Here is a 2,255-nt window from a genome sequence, read left to right as displayed (position 1 = left end):
CAACGCTGGCTGGTGGGAGAACGCACCGTCCTGCTCTGGGCCGGCAGCCTGCGCAAGGATCCCGATCCCGCCGACCTCGCCCTGTGGCGCAGCCTCAGTCGCTGGCGCGGCCTCGACGGCCTGGTCTGGGCCCTGACCCGCGAGCAGAGTCTCGACTCCGACGGCATGGGCGTGTGCCAGGCCGCCCTGCATGACCTGGCCTGGGCGCTGCACTGGTCCTTGCCGCTGTATCTGTGGGAAGTCCGCACCAGCGAGTGGTCGCAAGCCGGCCGCGAAACCCAGACCGTGGGCTGCCTGCTTGAGCCCAGGGCCACCAGCGTTGCTTTCGAGGATCAGCTCAACGCCATGGTCAAGCCGATGCGCCAGTCCGGCCTGGCGCAGATGCGCAAGAACATGAACCACGACTTTCTCCTGCGCCTGTCCAACGACCTGCACAACGGCGGCATCCCGCGCTGGCTGATGGTGCTGCGGCCCTGGTTGATCGACGGCATTCGCGGCGTGGACCTGCGCGGCCTGTGGTTCGGCCCGGTGGCGCCGCCGCGCAGCGACGACAAGCTCGGCCATATCTGGATCGCCGACAAACCCTGGGAAGGCCTGATCGCGGACCGTACCCACAGCCGCCGTTTCGGCTGGCCGGTGCCGCGCATCGTCTATGCGGCGTTCATGGTCTTCGCCGTGGTCTGGGGCGCCGGCATGGCGCTGTCGTTCACCAGCAACCGCGCGCAGATCATCGAGGTCCAGGCGCTGTTGCAGACCCTGGACCAGGCGGAGCAGGGCGATGCCCAGTTGCTCGCGCTGTATGAGCTGGTCCGCCAGCTGGATCGCCTGGATTACCGCGCCCAGGAGGGCCCGCCATGGCACCTGCGCTTTGGCTTGAGCCAGAACCAGCAGTTGCTCGATACCCTGTGGCCGCGTTACGTCGAACTGAACGCCCGGCTGCTGCGCGACCCGGCGGTAGCGTTACTGACAGCCAGACTCGCCGCCCTGGTGCGCTTGCCCCCGGACAGCCCCGAGCGCACCCGCCGCGCCACTGAATCCTACGAACAACTCACGGCCTGGCTGATGCTGGCCCGTCCGGAAAAGGTCGATCCCGAATTCCTGGTGCGGGTGATGAGCGAACTGGATCCCGGAGCCTGGCGCGAGCTGTCGCCGAGGCTGTGGCGGTTCTACGCAGACCATCTCGAAGCCCATCCCACCGTGGACCTTGACCCGCGCCTGCTGGGCCAGGCCCGGCAGATCCTGCTGACCCAACTGGGCCAGCGCAACGCCGAAGCGACTCTCTACAAGCAAGTCCTTGAACGCGCCACCAGCCACTACCCGGACCTGCCGCTGAGCCACATGCTCGGCGACACCGAAGTCACCCTGTTCACCACCACGAAAACCATCCCCGGCGTGTTCACCCGCGAAGCCTGGGAAGGCGAGATCCGCCAGGCCATCGACGAGATCGCCGAGGCCCGCCGCGAGGAAATCGACTGGGTCCTGAGCGACAACCAAGGCGAAGTGACGAGCCACCTGAGCCCCGACGTGCTCAAGCAACGCCTGACCGCGCGCTACTTCCAGGACTACGGCAGCGCCTGGCTGGCCTTCCTCAACAGCCTGCGCTGGCAGCGCGCGGCCAGCCTGCCGGAGGTGATCGACCAGTTGACGGTGATGAGCGACGTGCGCCAGTCGCCGCTGCTCGCATTGATGGACACCCTGGCCTGGCAGGGCCGCGCCGGCAGCCGTCAGCAGGCCCTGGCCGATTCGTTGCTGGAGTCTGCGCAGCAACTGCTGGGCAAGGACAAGACCCAGCTGATCGAACGCGTCACCCCGCACCTGCAAGGCCCGTTGGACGACACCTTCGGCCCGCTGCTGGCGGTGCTTGGCGACGAAGAGGCGCAGGGCAGCGAAGAACGCCTGAGCCTGCAAGCCTTCCTCACCCGCGTCACCCGCGTGCGCCTGAAGCTGCAGCAGGTCAGCAACGCCGCCGACCCGCGCGCCTCGACCCAGGCCCTGGCGCAGACCGTGTTCCAGGGCAAGAGCGTGGACCTGAGCGACACCCGCGCCTACGGCAGCCTGCTGTCGGCCAGCCTCGGCGCCGAATGGGGCTCGATGGGCGAGACGCTGTTCGTGCAGCCGCTGGACGAAGCCTGGCAGCGTGTGCTGCAACCCTCGGCGCAAAGCCTGAACCACCAGTGGCAACGCTCCATCGTCGATGAATGGCGACGCTCCTTCGATGGCCGCTACCCGTTCGCCGGCACCGACAGCGATGTCTC

1 protein-coding gene is annotated in these 2,255 nt (G+C 67.8%); it reads left to right on the top strand.

The features are described from left to right. A partial coding sequence (locus tag V0R59_RS31660; protein ID WP_330105862.1) for an ImcF-related family protein occupies positions 1-2,255 on the top strand: 2,255 nt, incomplete at both ends.

This window comes from Pseudomonas ulcerans, from assembly GCF_036324125.1.
Classification (GTDB): Bacteria; Pseudomonadota; Gammaproteobacteria; order Pseudomonadales; family Pseudomonadaceae; genus Aquipseudomonas; species Aquipseudomonas ulcerans.
This window is presented reverse-complemented; position numbering and strand designations above follow the sequence as displayed.